Origin of the sequence: Photobacterium nomapromontoriensis (assembly GCF_050336815.1) — a bacterium.
Taxonomy (GTDB): Bacteria; Pseudomonadota; Gammaproteobacteria; order Enterobacterales; family Vibrionaceae; genus Photobacterium; species Photobacterium nomapromontoriensis.
The window spans coordinates 22992-36673 of the sequence record NZ_JAKJSL010000017.1 but is presented as its reverse complement, the minus strand read 5'-3'; the positions used below and the strand labels follow the sequence as shown (position 1 = coordinate 36673).

Here is a 13682-nt window from a genome sequence, read left to right as displayed (position 1 = left end):
GTTGAAGATATGGATAGTGATATCAAAGTCGTGATGTTAGGCGGTCAGTATGAAAATAAGCACACAAACGATTGCTTATTTTCACACTATCCATACTCATGTTGCTAGGATTAGCTAAGTTTAGCGAGAAGTTCTGAACGTCGCTCCTGAGGGATCACGGACCAATGTTGGCCACTTATCGCTCCTTCAAGTGCCCAGAGTAACTCAAGGCTTATTGTTCCTTGGTGGCTATTTTGCAGCGCTTTATAAGCATTGATCGAACCCGCTTCGAGTAATTCATTAACGGTCACAATACCCGCTTTTTTAAGCATGCGTTCATTGGCTAATCGTAAGTTAGGTAGATCTTTAATGCGATCGGGTTCGGCACTGACTTTAGTTTCTTTGTCTACTTGTGCGGCAGCGAGGGAGCGCTCGGCTTGCTCGATAATTTTTGTAGTATCTTGCCACCATTCTTCAGGAATAGCGTAGTGGCGAGTTACAACGGGAAAACCTCGTTTAGTATAAACATACGGTTCCAAGCCAGCTTGCTTGAATTCTTGTTCGTTGGTTGCATTGGCACGTAGATGAAGTTTGTTATTCACAACGAGGGCAAACATTGTTTCACCCGCGAATAAACCAAAACCACCAAACATTGAGCGAGATTTCATGTTACTGAAACAATTAAATAGGCGTAATGAATCTTTTAATACAGGTTTGTCCATGCTTTTTCTCGGTGAAAATATCCATCGGTGACCCCGCTACCATGAGTGACAGAATGATGACAAACTGAATACTTTTAGGTCGGAAGCTTTGCGTCTCTATCTTTCGACAGATTTGCCTTGTTCGTGATAAATCAAGAATATCCTAGTTAGAATATTTGAACCTGCTCCCATTTTTTAAAATGTGACATTGGTTCCATTAATTGCATTTGGTTTCTGCTAGGTAAGCATTTTTACTTCATATGTAATGCAAATTATCGGTGAAAATAGACACAAAAAAACGGAGGCATAGGCCTCCGTTTAAATTACTAAAATGACGTGATGCCACTCAGTTGTTTAAATTTCGCACGGATTGACGAACAACAAGTTCAGGAACCATTTCAAATACTTGAGTGGCATGATCCTTGTCTCTCATGCGATACATTAATATTTCTACGGCACTTTTACCTAACCGGCGTTTAGGCTGGTGGATGGTTGTAAGTGGCGGTGAGAAATACGGTGCTAAATCAATGTTGTCATAGCCAATGATGGATATGTCATCTGGTACATTAATACCTGCCAATTGGAAGGTACTGATTAACCCCATTGCCATGATGTCATTAAAGCAGAAGATAGCGGTTGGACGCTCTTCCATCGCGATGATTTGATTAGCGGCATTAACGGCAGATTCACATTCAAAATCGCCTTCTAAAATCCATGCTTCGTTGACGGGCAGGCCAGCTTCAGCCATGGCTTTATTAAAACCTTTTAAACGTTCGCGACAGGCTGTTTTTTCACGATGGCCAGTCAAACAACCAATGGCTTTGTGGCCGTGTTCGATAAAGAATTTAGTGGCAACATAGCCGCCTAATTCTGCATTGTCTTGGATTTTATCTGTATGCGGACTTTCAGGACCCCAATCCATGACAACCATAGGTAAATCTTTCTGGCGTTCAAGCAGCGCCAGTAATTCTTCATCAAGATCTGAGCACATCACCAGTAGGCCGTCAACGCGCTTTTCAGCAAGCATGCGTAGGTAATCACGTTGCTTGGTTAAGTTGCCTTCAGTGTTACACAAGATAAGTGTGTAGCCTTCACTGTAGCAGTACTCTTCAACGCCATGTACGACTTCTGCGAAGAACGGGTTGGTTGATTTGGTTACAAGCATCCCTATAGTACGCGTAGTGTTACATTTTAAGCTACGTGCAACCGCACTTGGCGCGTAGTTTAGCTCATCAACGGCGGCTAGCACTTTTTTCTGTGTTGCTTCTGCCACGAAGCGTGTTTTGTTAATCACGTGAGAGACGGTGGTTGTAGAGACACCAGCCATACGTGCAACATCTTTAATCGTTGCCATAATTATTCTTCTAATAATAAGAGGTCAGAGGACCTTAATAATCAAATTAGTTACCCAATAGAACAATGAACTGTTGGCTGCTTGTGGAAGTAGAGCACTGTTCTATTGGCTGTCGGTAACAGAAACAAAAAAGAGCCGCATTAACAAATGGCGGCTCTGCTACACCGATTCTACATGTGTTCTTATCGTACGCATACGTTTCATTGTGTAATCGCTTGCGATCACATTTTACTTAGTGTGGTCAAGAGTGCAATGTTTCTGAGTTGAATTAATGAGAATTATGCGCTGCTTGCATCACTATTCGATGGGGAGAGTATGAATCTGTATCAGAAATGCATAATTTAAAGAATTGTCGGTATGTCACCGTGTTTGAATTTTACTATTGGTCTATAGCATTTATCTGGCTGTTGTTGTTATAGGGGATCCTGGCAGACTCTGTCGGATTCGTTTGATCGTGATCATCGTCAGTTTTATCCATACTTGATGAAGCCCAAATACGTGTGATAATTAGGATTATCCAAGTTCTAAAAACGGACAGACGCATGTCAACGAATAACAAAGCGGGTGTACGATTTGCTTATATCGCAAGTTTTTTAACACCTTTTACCTTATTGATTTCAGGCATTATTGCCATTATTTACGCTGGCTATAAACTTAATAAAGGTACGGATGAGCTCTGCTACAGCCACTACTACACGATTATTCGATCATTTTTCCTATTCTTTACTTTTTTTGTCGTGTTAGGTGTAACAGCTGCCACAACCACTGGTATGGTCGCGGGTGCGGAGTACTGGGTGAACAGTGATGTGCTGGATTATGTGCTTGATGGGATCCCGGTAGTGGGTGTCATTATTGCGCTAATCGCTATCATCAGATGGTTTTTTCAACTTATCCGTGGGATGCGTTTGCTGAGCCAAAACAAAGCGATCGAGTTGTAATTGCTTGAGTTCTAGCAGAGGCTGATAGCCTGAAAGTAAAAGCAAAACCCGTTGCCAAGTGCAGCGGGTTTTTTATTTACGAAGAATGGATGCTCAGACTTATATACTTAAAGAGGCGCAATTGATGGAGTTATGCTAATGGTATCTAAGTCTCAATTACCTGCTCGTAAAGAGGATATCAATATTGTGCATGAAGACAGACAGGAGCAACCAATGAGCATGCATGAAGGTATTGCAATATGGTGTGACTGTTGTGTATGTGAAGCTGAACCTTATTGGGCAGATCACGCCGAAGAGCTGGGCGTCTCACTCAGTAATTATGAAGAAGGCAAAGAGCCCAAATAGGCTACTGAATGGCGATGATGACATCGCAGCCAGCTGCGATGTCATATTGCGGATAAACGAGAGGATAAGCTTATTTGCTGATTTGCTTCGTTTTTAGTAACTGAGCCAGCTCGGTTATGAGTGTTTCAGTTTTCGGGTCATACGCTTGCATTGCGGCTAGCGTATCATTTTGCAGTTGTGTCTGCATTGCGATGAGTTGTTTATCCGATAAAATCCGTTCACGCTGCTTCGCGAGCTCTTGTTTTGCTGCTGCAAATTCTTTTATCAGTGCATTGCGTTCTTTTTCACTGAGAGCTTGGTCTTGTACCTTGCTCTGGAGTTCATGGGCTTTGTTGACGAAGCTTTCGGGATTATAACCAACGTCAGTCGCTTTCTTTTTATAAGCCGCTTCAAAGGCTTTAGTTTGTGTCACAAGCTCAGGATGTGTTTGTAGCGCATGTTGGCGAATACTGGTGAGGTCACGTTGTATTGCATTGATGCGGTAAGCCGTTTGGTTATGAGCCGTGATACTCGCACTAGCCGCGCTAGTGGCAGGAGTACTGGTTGTTGTTGTGTTACTTGCCTGAACGTGTGGCGCCATCGTGACAACAGCTGCCATTAATAGCGGCAGTGAGAACTTAAATAGACGGTATGGTGCGTGTAGAAACTGAGCAATAGGGGATTGATTGACTTTCATATCAGAACCTTGTTAACGACCATGAATGGATGGCCACTGCGTTATTGGGTTACTTCACTGTATAAAATACGATGGAAGGTAATGTCAGTATTATGTCATGAATACTGGATAGTACCTGAATAGGCTTGTGTTAAAAAAGCCAGCAATCCTATGCTGGCAAAAAGAAGATAGTGCGGTTGACACGCTGGCTATTGCCAGTCGGATTTATTGTTCTTCACCGATGAGGTAAGCGGTATCAAGCTGGCAGAATGCAAGTAGCATCTCAGCAGCAGCAGCATAAAAACCAAATTTATCGTGTCGTTTTGCTTCTTTAGCAAATAGTGGTAGCCAGTTTAGCAACATGGTATTGATGAAGTTAAGCTGTGCCTGCATTAATTCTTCCGCTGCGGCTTCAGAAGATTGCTGGTTAGCCATGATAATCAGGTTGCCCATAAAATCCAATTCGATGGCTAAGTGGTCTGCTGGCTCATTGAATTCTTTTCGCTGTGCAATCGCATATTCATCCATCAGCTTATTCATATCTTGAGCGGGTTTATCGTTCATTAATCCACTTTTTCCTACATACATTGACGCGTAGGGTAGTGCACCAGATTTGGGGGTGCTTAAGAATAGGCCACAGAAGTCAGCGGCGAGTTCTAGCTGAGCATCGTCACGCTTATCGAGACGTTGTAGTGCATCACGGAACGTTTCAACTGATGCTTTGAGTTCTGCGGTCATGGCCAGTCCAGAAAGGAAGGTTGCCATTTCACCATTTTGGTACTGTTCAATATCCTGTTCGGTTAATTCACGGGCGAATAGCGAAGACATCCACCAGTAAATTTCTGCACGCTGCTCGTTGAAAGCAATAAACTCTTTCATGATTACTCCAAATCAAGACAATACGGTCAAAATAATAAGAGGGGACCGTAAAGAAAACATATTCAGATAGAATAGTTCTATAACTTATTCTATGTGAATAGATTTTTTTTGAAAAACGGTAAAGATTGAGTCAGAGGCCGAGGCCTCTGACTCGTAACACTAACTTACGCTAGATCCATTGCTGGGAATAGTGGGTTAATGTCGGTAACTTCTGTTGGGCCGTTAAAGCCTGTTACCGCTGGAACTGTACCAGTGAATTTCTCAACTTCTACCAGTGCAGAAGCTGCAGATGTTGCCTGTGCCAGCTTCGATGAACCGATGTCTTGAGTCAGTACGTTTGGATCGCCGTAAGTACAGATAGTACCCGCCTTGCCACCTTCTAGCGGGCTGTACCATGCACCTTCGTGGATACGGCATACACCTGACATGTAGTCATCGCTCACAACAGCACCAGCCAGTACTTGGCCTCGGTCGTTGAATACTCGAACGATATCGCCTGACTTGATACCACGCGCTGCTGCATCTTTGGTATTGATGAAGATAGGCTCACGGTCAGCAATCGCGTACGTTGCACGGTGATCAGTTGACGAACATAGCTGTGAGTGCAGGCGGTGCTTAGGGTGCGTACTTTGCAAGTTCAGTGGGAACTTTTGAGAACGTGGACCACCGTGGCTACGTTCTGTTTTCTCGAACCACATTGGGTGACCCTGACAGTCATCGTAACCCATGTCGGCGATAGTCTTACAGTAGATCTCGATCAAGCCAGAAGCCGTACCCAGAGGTTCTAGATCCGGTTCTTTACGGAATGATTCGTGACGTACCCACTCTGCACCTTCAGGGAATTCGATGAAACCTTCAGTTTCCCAGAATTTCTTGAAGTTAGACATACGAACGCCTAAACCACGGCCTTGCAGACGCGCACCGTTATAAATCTCTTCGATCAATTCCATCTGAGTTTTACCACCGGTAAACGCTTCTTCGCGGTTATAACGGGTGCAAAGCTCACGGAAGATTTCGAAGTCATCTTTTGATTCGTACATAGGCTCAACAATCTTCGGCAGGGCAATGATACCTGCGTTAGAGTGATTACCGTACTGTTCAATATCGTTACGCTCGTACGTGGTTGTCGCCGGTAGAACGATATCGGCAAAGCGACATGTTGCTGTCCACTGGTGATCGATAGACACAACAGTTTCTAGCTTCTGCCATGCCGAGATCATTTTGTTACGATCCTGGTGGTGGTGGAACGGGTTATTACCACTGAAGATCGCCATCTTCATCACTGGGAACTTGATGCTTTGGCCGTTGTACTTGATGGTTTGACCAGGGTTGTCGATACAATCAACGAAACGGGCTACAGGGATAAATGTTGAGTAACCCTTGTAAGAACCATTATGGATAGGGTCAACGCCAGTTACGCCGCTAAAGCCTGACATTAGTGGGCCGTTAGAGGTAATTGAACCCGCATCGTTGTAGTGCCAGCCGAAACCGAAGCCACCACCAGGCAGACCGATTTGGCCTAGCATTGCGGCAACAACGACTAGCATCCACGCGTACTGCTCACCGTGCTGCATACGCTGTAGACACCAGCCACCAATAATCTGGGTGCGACCAGACGCCATTTGACGTGCTAGGGCACGGATTTCATCGGCTTTAACGCCACAGATCTTCTCTGCCCACTCTGGTGATTTTTCAACGCCGTCTGTTTTACCTAGTAGGTAAGGCAGGAACTTGTCAAAACCTGTGGTGTAGTCAGCTAAGAATTCTTTGTTGTATAGATTCTCGCTGTATAGCGTATGTGCGATAGCCAGCATCAGTGGAACGTCAGTTTGTGGATTAACACGCACTTGTTCACCGCCCACAGTTTTCTGTGTATCGGTTACCACTGGGTCAACAAAGATAACTTTGATGTCGCCGCTCTTCACTTTCTTAGCAAGCTGATCGTAGTAAGCGTATGGGCTGTGGTCAGGGACTAACCAACCCACCTGCAGGTTCTTGATTGGATCTGAACCCCAAACCACGATAGTGTCAGAGTGCTCAAGTACTAGCGGCCATGAAGTTTGCTGTTCATAAACTTCCATTGCGCCCGCAACGTACGGCAGGATCACCTGCGCAGCACCTGTTGAGTAGTCACCCATCTTACCAAGAGTCGTACCATGCAGACTGATACCACGCTTCATCATGGTACCGGCATTATGTAGTTTACCTACAGACTGCCAGCCAGTATGACCTGCGTATAGCGCACTTGGACCGTAAGTATTCTGAATACGTTCCATTTCGTGATAGAAGAAGTCAAGCGCCTGAGACCATGGTACACGCACAAAACGGTTGTCACCGCGCTGTGTTGTGTCTGATTTGAAGCCGTGCTTCAACCAGTCAATACGTACCATTGGGTATTTTACACGCGCAGGGTTGTATACCACTTCACGTACACCATTGATCATGGTAGTTGGGTGCGGGTCTTTTTCGAATGGTGTAGTGTTTACCCAAACGCCGTTTTCAACGGTGGCACGGAATGCACCCCAGTGAGAGCCAGACAGGATCTCACCAGAAAATGTCGCTTTGGTTTCAGTTGCAGCCATCGCCTTGCGAGGCGCTAGCAGGCTTGTACCAACGAAAGAAGCAGCACTTGCTGCAACCATGCCAGTCAAGAAGCGGCGGCGAGAAACGCCTTTATTGAGTACTTGAGTTGCCATTAGCAAATCCTTAATTTGAATTCTTATTATCTAGGGTGGGAGAGAGCTTCCGCCACCCTGTCAGGAATTAGTGCGCGCCAGCACCGCCAGTGTCGCTACCGTGATTCTGCAGGTATTTCAGCAGAGTACGCTCTTCTGTTTTTGTAAGACGGTAGTAGGCGCTCATTGCATTCAGGCTTGAGATCCAGCCGTTTGCCGTAAAATGGCCTGGTGCTGGTGCCGCGTGACAGGCATTACACGTTGCACCGTACATGTCTTCTGCGTAGTTCCAGATTGGCTGGATGTTATCGATCATATCGTCAGACGTGATCCAAGCTTGAACAGAAACATGCTGCCAAACAATATTGGTGGCACTATCAGTTTGTTCTTCAAGTACCTTCTCGGTTGCTTTAACTTCACCGCGGATAGTTGCCTTGAATACACGTTTACCCATGTATTCAGTCATCACACGGCCTTTGCCTGATTTTTCTAACCAGCCATCGATCTGTACTTTCAGCATGTTGTCTTTGCGCTCAAGCACAATAACTTCTGATGCAGGAAGTAATTTACCGTCAGCTTTGCTGTTTGCGTCAGCTACTGCGTATAGATCTTTTTCACCCAAAGAGTACAGCTTGTTAGCTGTTGCACCTTGAGACTTAGCCGTTGCCTGAAGTTCCTGATAGTCTTTCTGGAAGCCGCCAGCCATATTTGGTAGCTCGTGCGCAATACCTTTATGACATTCGATGCAGTTCATGTCTTCTGCTGCGGCCTTATTCATCTCAAACGCGGCTTTTGCAGACTGCTTTGAGTGATCCATCGCATCGTATGAGTGACAGCTCTTACATGTTTTAGAGTTCTGGTTCTTCATTCGTTCCCAAACAACTTGGGCGAGTTCTAAACGGTGTTCTTCCAATTTCTCTGGGGTATCAATTTTGCCAGTTACGAAGTGGTGGTACACATCTTTCCATGCACCAAGTTTACGCTCGATAGCACCAGGCAAATCTTTAGGCTGGTGACAGTCAACACATTCAGCTCGTACGCCAGAGGCGTTTTTGAAGTGGATACTTTGTTTATATTCTTCGTAGTTCTGCTGCATAGTGTGGCAAGACGTACAGAACTCGGTTTGCGAAGCAAACTCAAAGCTCTTATGAACCGTCATTACACCCACTAGGGTGATACCAATACCAACTAAGACCAGAGCAAGGATTGAATACTTGCTGCTAGGTTTAGTTAACATTTGCCAAAGTTTTTTCATAGTGGAAGATTCCAATTTAGAATGTTTGTCGACCATAAAGTACGGTGACGTATAAATTTTTATGGGGTAATCTTAAACGGACGATATGAAAAAGGATAAGGGCTGGTATGAATAGGATTTTCAATCTTGTTAAAGAGTGTGAACAGCCGGCTGTTGTGCTAACGTTTAAAAGAACAGTAAATAAGACATTAAGAGAATAAAATGAGTCATCATGTACTTGTTGTAGAGGATGAAATTGTTACCCGTACTAAGCTAGTCGGGTATTTCGAAAACGAAGGATATAAAGTTAGCCAAGCCGAAAGTGGTGCGCAAATGCGCGATATTATGGCTAGTGAAAGAATTGATTTAGTGATGTTGGATATCAACCTTCCGGGTGAAGATGGACTGATGCTTACGCGTGAGCTTCGTAGTCGCTCAGAGGTCGGTATTATCCTTGTTACTGGTCGTGTTGACAGTATTGATCGCATCGTTGGCCTTGAGATGGGCGCGGATGATTACGTGACAAAGCCCTTTGAGCTTCGTGAGCTGTTGGTTCGAGTGAAAAACCTGCTGTGGCGCATCTCTTTGGTAGAAAAGGCGCGTGATGAAACCATGATTGAATTGCAGGAAGACAGCATTATTCGTTTTGGTGATTGGCAGTTTGATATCAATAAACGTGCTCTTACACATAATGGTGTTCCAGTAAAACTGACCAAAGCTGAGTATGAATTATTGGTGGCATTTTCGTCTCATCCCAATGTGGTATTGAGCCGTGAACGTATCTTGAATATGCTGAGTCATCGTGTAGAAGCGCCTAATGATCGTACCATTGATGTATTGATTCGTCGGATGCGTTCGAAAATGGAAGTTGATCCGAAAAACCCACAGATTTTTGTCACGGTACACGGCGAAGGATATATGTTTGCAGGTGACTAGTTAGCTAGTCAGTCACGTATTCTCTCTATTCATAATCTGTAATAAAAAGGCTAGCATTTTTTTGGTGCTAGCCTTTTTTGTCTTTGGAAATCGTCACTTTTATTGATCTTGATCAATGGGTATTTATTGTTGTTAACAGCGAAGAGTTGTCTAAAAATGACGGTTATCACAGTATTTTTATGGAAAATCAGGAAAAAGTAGAAATTTATGAGTTTTTTTTTAGATTATTCTGTGTAAATGATTGTTCGAACAATGCTAAATTATCAGCTTAAACCACTCGATCGGTTAAAACTCCCTCGCTTGTGTGACGCTTATATCACCATTGTGATGCGATCGTTGGTTTTTTTTATGACCTATTTCTTAAATATAAACGTGTTATGAATACGAATTTTCTGGTTGATCATAACCTTAGTGGTTGCTAACCACTATCACTCATGCATTGTTAACAATATTGAGAGGCTACGGAGATAAGCTTGTTATGCGTGAATGGCTAATAAGGACAAAAAACCCAGCCAAAGCTGGGCTTTCAATCATTGAGTTGAGTGTTAATTCAGTGGAGAGAATATTGTGTGACGGTCGAGAATATGATCTGTCATCGTGACAATTTTGGGATAGCTAATCAGGCTTTGTTTCGCAATGGTAAGTTGCTCTTCCAGAACGCTAATCAAAATGTGATCAGTCGTGAGTGGGTTAGCTAATACGACACGGAACACGGTTGTCAGCTTACGATCCCACTTTTCTGGGGTAATGCGAGTACGAGAGACAAACGATTTACCCGATTCACGTTGACGCTTTTGGATGAATTTCGTGATGTCATCAAGAGCATCGAGTAGTTCATCCCGTTCTTCGCGTGTGGCGAGCAGAAGCGCTTTCTGGGTACTTGCGGGCACGTAGCGATAGGTGAGCAAACAGAGCTCTGGCTCCGTAATCAATTCAAAATCGGGATGCGCCTCAATCAAGCGAGCAAATGTATGTGCTTTTTCGATGCTGCTATTGATCAGCAGTTCATAGCCTGGTCGGCTAATAATATTTAAGCTTGCATATAGCAGCATTGCCATACCACTGCGTGACCCTTCTAAGGTGTGACTCCCTAGATCTTTGGATCCCTTACGTAGAATGTACTCGGCATGGTGTTCGATCGCGGTCATCAATGCCGGGTTTTTAAATATCACCATGCCAGCACCCATCGGTACATAGAGCTGCTTGTGGGCATCAATCGTCACCGAATCAGCACGTTCAATCCCTTTTAATAGCGAACGGTAAGTGTTGGACATTAATGTGGCACCGCCCCAGGCCGCGTCAACATGAAAGTGGCATCCGTATTCTTGTGCCAGATCCGCCAATTCATTAAGCGGATCGATATTACCGGTTTCAGTTGTTCCTGCGACACCCACGATAGCAAAGGCTTTGATGTTTTTCCGGCGGAGTTCGTCGAGCTTAGCTCGCATATCATCAACTCGGACTCGATTGTTACTGTCCGTTTTGATAGGGATCAGTCCATCTCTTCCTAGGCCCAGAACATCCGCGGCCTTTTTCAAGGAGTAGTGTCCCCGTTCAGATACCAAGACGGCAAGATCGTCATAGCCGTAATGTTTCATGGCTCTGAATAAGCCTTCTTGTGCAACGCCACGGAAATTCCCTTCTGGTTTGAGTGCCGAATTTCTGGCGACCCATAGCGCGGTGATATTAGCGATCGTACCGCCTGAACAAAACGCTCCCAACGAATGGTTGGCACTGTGCATCCATTGTTGATAGAAGCTGCTTTTTTCATGGTAAATCAGATTGTGTAACATCCCCAGAACCTGACGCTCTAATGGCGTAAAAGCCTTAGATGTTTCAATTTTTACCAGGTTTTGATTCAGAGCAATCATGATTTTGGACAATGGCATCAGAAAATAGGGCAATGCTGATGTCATGTGACCAATGAAGGTGGGGGCAGAGGTATTAACAGATTGTGCGACCAGCTTATTGAGCAAAAACTGGGTATGCTCAGAGACAAAGCTGGGCGTTTCAGGAATATCTGCAGATAAGAAATCTTGCTCAATTTGAGCCAAAGGCTTCTCACGAGCAGCAATGTGTGTTTGTAAGAACACATTGAGGTTTTCTGAAATCTCTTTCTCGATTCTGCCGAGTGTCGAATCTGGTGCTTCTGGCACCGTAAAGATGCGATGCAAAGATTCTCTAGTTGCATCAGCTATTTTATTATTCACTACTGCCATATCGATTGATAACTTGTCACTTTGTCGCAAATTACTGCTAATTTAATGTAATTTTTCGCCGCTGTCGAAAAAAATTACAAATGGTTGCTTAAGCCAGCACGTAGTGAATAAGCTTAAGCTGCCATTTCTTAGATGAGTATGCTGGCTAGAACGGCTATGGGCATTCAGTCATAGCGATGAGATTCATTTTATGGTTATAGTTATTGAGCGGCTGTTCGATCTTTCCTGGGTGGGTTAAGAGTGTGGCAAAAGCCGTTCTTAACGCATAGTTTTTTGCATGGGGTTTGTTCTGCCTATCGTCGAATGCTTGTTTGGCAGCCTTACCAAGACGAGTATCTTGCTTAGCCAGTATTTTGACATTGTGTTGGCTGAGGTCTAACCATGATTCGACGGGCTGCGATAAGTTAAGTTTCTCTCTGTCGTTTTCAAGATACCAGTCTACTGCATCGCGGTTAAATTCGAAGTGATGTTTTCTTCCGTTAAGAAACCATTTTCCCACTTCTGTTAGGCTCGCATCTTTTGCGACTGCCAGATCAATAAGATCTTGATACCATGCGAGTGAGGCATCGACGTATTGATGGTACTTGTCGCTTTCGCACTGGGTTGATGATGCAAAAGCAGCAGAGGGTAATACCGCAGCCGAGAGAAATAAAATAGCAGCTAACTTCATTGCCTTTCCTTGACGATGTCGATTCCAAGGTGCTCAAGTGGGTTCTGAGCGACCATCCGTACTTGAGTTTGTCATTTTCGGCTTGTGATTGTAAATCGATAGTTGCAATAAGGAAAATATTTCTTACTGAAGATGTGATCTACTATTTGAGTTCGGCTCACAGTTCTTCGACTTGGTTTCGTCCATTTTCTTTTGCTTTATATAACGCCTTATCCACTCTAAGAAATAGATCCTTATAGCCAGTGTCTGACGGTTTCAGTGCCGCGATACCGATGCTGAGTGTTATGTTGATTTGATTATTGGATAAATTAAAGATTTTGTTGTGTACTGCTTGGCGCACCCTTTCCGCTATTTCCCTACCTACTGCTAATGTGGTGTGTGGTAAAATAATTGCAAATTCATCCCCACCAAGCCGTCCGGCAGTATCTTCTCGACGTATATTTTTGTCTAGAATGCGACCGAATTGAACAAGCATTTGATCACCAACATCGTGCCCGTACTGATCATTAATTTGTTTGAAGTGATCGATATCGATGGACATGATGGTTAGCGGTTTGTCGTGCCTATTAGCTAGCGATATGCCTCTTTCGATTTGATCAATGAAATAGCGTCTATTAGGCAGATTGGTCAGAAAATCAGTATTAGCTTGTGCTTCAAGAAATAAAATCATGTCGTAAATATCCGTTACATCAGTGGATATTCCGTAAAGTGCGATGACTTCATTGTCTTTATTGAAAATAGGTGCTTTGACTGATTTAAAAACGTTGAGCTTTTGGTTTGCTGAGAAAGTATTCTGCTCATTAAATACAAGAGGTTGCTTACTTTGAAAGACTTGTTGATCATTGTTTAATACCTCAGTGAGGTAGGGATCAGGGAAAAAATCACTGTCTCTTTTGTGTAAGATATTCGCTAACGGTTGGTTAAATAGTTGGCAGATTAGTTCATTGGCGTAGATATATTCTCCTTTGGTGTTCTTAACATAAAGGTATCCACCTATATGATTGATAATAGAGGGGAAAATGCTACCGACATTGTCAGGGGTTAATATGTCTTCATTTGAGATAAGCATAGTTCATGCGTCTTGATGATTTTTTGTT

Annotated in this window: 12 protein-coding genes and 1 riboswitch; of the genes, 3 read left to right on the top strand and 9 right to left on the bottom strand. The window is 43.9% G+C overall.

Annotated features, from left to right (window positions below):
* Nucleotides 1–110: 110 nt before the first annotated feature.
* On the bottom strand, nt 111–701 hold the full coding sequence (locus L4D12_RS03295; protein ID WP_428446404.1) for a TfoX/Sxy family DNA transformation protein: 591 nt from the start codon (nt 699–701) through the stop codon (nt 111–113).
* A gap of 23 nt (nt 702–724) precedes the next feature.
* Nucleotides 725–828, bottom strand: a riboswitch (cyclic di-GMP riboswitch).
* Between the two features lie 198 nt (nt 829–1026).
* Nucleotides 1027–2034 carry an HTH-type transcriptional repressor PurR gene (purR, locus tag L4D12_RS03290; protein WP_428446403.1) on the bottom strand — a complete coding sequence of 336 codons (1008 nt, stop codon included), beginning with the start codon at nt 2032–2034 and terminating at the stop codon, nt 1027–1029.
* Nucleotides 2035–2576: 542 nt separating this feature from the next.
* Between purR and L4D12_RS03285 the strand changes: the two genes are divergently transcribed.
* Together L4D12_RS03285 and L4D12_RS03280 are read left to right on the top strand one after the other, a co-directional pair.
* Complete coding sequence (locus tag L4D12_RS03285) at nt 2577–2972, top strand: hypothetical protein (protein ID WP_428446402.1); 396 nt, start codon at nt 2577–2579, stop codon at nt 2970–2972.
* Between the two features lie 138 nt (nt 2973–3110).
* Nucleotides 3111–3317 carry a hypothetical protein gene (locus tag L4D12_RS03280; RefSeq protein WP_428446401.1) on the top strand — a complete coding sequence of 69 codons (207 nt, stop codon included), beginning with the start codon at nt 3111–3113 and terminating at the stop codon, nt 3315–3317.
* Between the two features lie 70 nt (nt 3318–3387).
* Here the strand turns inward: L4D12_RS03280 and L4D12_RS03275 are convergent, their stop codons facing one another.
* The 4 genes from L4D12_RS03275 to torC form a co-directional block, all read right to left on the bottom strand.
* Nucleotides 3388–3993, bottom strand: a complete 606-nt coding sequence (locus tag L4D12_RS03275; RefSeq protein WP_428446400.1) for a hypothetical protein — start codon at nt 3991–3993, stop codon at nt 3388–3390.
* A gap of 204 nt (nt 3994–4197) precedes the next feature.
* Complete coding sequence (gene torD, locus L4D12_RS03270; RefSeq protein WP_428446399.1) at nt 4198–4851, bottom strand: molecular chaperone TorD; 654 nt, start codon at nt 4849–4851, stop codon at nt 4198–4200.
* 164 nt (nt 4852–5015) lie between these two features.
* The gene (torA, locus tag L4D12_RS03265) at nt 5016–7547 is read right to left on the bottom strand and encodes a trimethylamine-N-oxide reductase TorA (protein ID WP_428446398.1); all 2532 of its coding nucleotides are present in this window, start codon (nt 7545–7547) and stop codon (nt 5016–5018) included.
* A 67-nt stretch (nt 7548–7614) separates the two neighbouring features.
* Nucleotides 7615–8781 (bottom strand): pentaheme c-type cytochrome TorC, encoded by a 1167-nt coding sequence (torC, locus tag L4D12_RS03260; protein WP_428446397.1) that lies wholly within the window; start codon nt 8779–8781, stop codon nt 7615–7617.
* A gap of 201 nt (nt 8782–8982) precedes the next feature.
* On the opposite strand from torC, the gene torR reads away from it, so the two are divergent.
* Nucleotides 8983–9696 (top strand): two-component system response regulator TorR, encoded by a 714-nt coding sequence (gene torR, locus L4D12_RS03255; RefSeq protein ID WP_428446396.1) that lies wholly within the window; start codon nt 8983–8985, stop codon nt 9694–9696.
* 545 nt (nt 9697–10241) lie between these two features.
* Here the strand turns inward: torR and panP are convergent.
* From panP to L4D12_RS03240, 3 genes are all read right to left on the bottom strand, one after another.
* Complete coding sequence (panP, locus tag L4D12_RS03250) at nt 10242–11915, bottom strand: pyridoxal-dependent aspartate 1-decarboxylase PanP (protein ID WP_428446395.1); 1674 nt, start codon at nt 11913–11915, stop codon at nt 10242–10244.
* Between the two features lie 154 nt (nt 11916–12069).
* The gene (locus L4D12_RS03245) at nt 12070–12585 is read right to left on the bottom strand and encodes a hypothetical protein (protein ID WP_428446394.1); all 516 of its coding nucleotides are present in this window, start codon (nt 12583–12585) and stop codon (nt 12070–12072) included.
* Nucleotides 12586–12742: 157 nt separating this feature from the next.
* Nucleotides 12743–13654 carry a sensor domain-containing diguanylate cyclase gene (locus tag L4D12_RS03240; RefSeq protein WP_428446393.1) on the bottom strand — a complete coding sequence of 304 codons (912 nt, stop codon included), beginning with the start codon at nt 13652–13654 and terminating at the stop codon, nt 12743–12745.
* Nucleotides 13655–13682: the final 28 nt, after the last annotated feature.

Excerpts from the sequence above, each read along its gene's own strand:
- L4D12_RS03295 (WP_428446404.1), bottom strand. The coding sequence starts at position 701 with ATGGACAAACCTGTATTAAAAGATTCATTACGCCTATTTAATTGTTTC.
- purR (WP_428446403.1), bottom strand. The coding sequence starts at position 2,034 with ATGGCAACGATTAAAGATGTTGCACGTATGGCTGGTGTCTCTACAACC.
- L4D12_RS03285 (WP_428446402.1), top strand. The coding sequence starts at position 2,577 with ATGTCAACGAATAACAAAGCGGGTGTACGATTTGCTTATATCGCAAGT.
- L4D12_RS03280 (WP_428446401.1), top strand. The coding sequence starts at position 3,111 with ATGGTATCTAAGTCTCAATTACCTGCTCGTAAAGAGGATATCAATATT.
- L4D12_RS03275 (WP_428446400.1), bottom strand. The coding sequence starts at position 3,993 with ATGAAAGTCAATCAATCCCCTATTGCTCAGTTTCTACACGCACCATAC.
- torD (WP_428446399.1), bottom strand. The coding sequence starts at position 4,851 with ATGAAAGAGTTTATTGCTTTCAACGAGCAGCGTGCAGAAATTTACTGG.
- torA (WP_428446398.1), bottom strand. The coding sequence starts at position 7,547 with ATGGCAACTCAAGTACTCAATAAAGGCGTTTCTCGCCGCCGCTTCTTG.
- torC (WP_428446397.1), bottom strand. The coding sequence starts at position 8,781 with ATGAAAAAACTTTGGCAAATGTTAACTAAACCTAGCAGCAAGTATTCA.
- torR (WP_428446396.1), top strand. The coding sequence starts at position 8,983 with ATGAGTCATCATGTACTTGTTGTAGAGGATGAAATTGTTACCCGTACT.
- panP (WP_428446395.1), bottom strand. The coding sequence starts at position 11,915 with ATGGCAGTAGTGAATAATAAAATAGCTGATGCAACTAGAGAATCTTTG.
- L4D12_RS03245 (WP_428446394.1), bottom strand. The coding sequence starts at position 12,585 with ATGAAGTTAGCTGCTATTTTATTTCTCTCGGCTGCGGTATTACCCTCT.
- L4D12_RS03240 (WP_428446393.1), bottom strand. The coding sequence starts at position 13,654 with ATGCTTATCTCAAATGAAGACATATTAACCCCTGACAATGTCGGTAGC.